1 protein-coding gene is annotated in these 269 nt (G+C 53.5%); it reads left to right on the plus strand.

The window, feature by feature from the left end; all coding sequences use genetic code 11:
• A partial coding sequence (locus tag AC3XQU_RS23980; RefSeq protein ID WP_489876630.1) for a DUF637 domain-containing protein occupies positions 1 to 269 on the plus strand: 269 nt, incomplete at both ends.

Here is a 269-nt window from a genome sequence, read left to right on the forward strand (position 1 = left end):
TCTGAATACAGTGGCTAACGGTGGGAAATTTAAAGATAACGTCGTGCAGGCCGCAATCGGGATGGCGGCAGATGGCTTGAGCGGAGCCATTTATAACAAGGTAGGTGATGCACTTCTTGGAACTAACCTCTCCACAAAAGTAGCGGTACACGCCATTGTCGGCGGATTGATTGGCGAGGCGGCGGGTGGAGATTTCCGCACCGCTGCTTTGGCCGCGGGTGCTAACGAAGCGCTGATTAGCTTGGTTGGTGACAAGATTTTCCCTGGAG

The sequence above is a fragment of the Telluria sp. AZSoR62 genome (assembly GCF_058111565.1).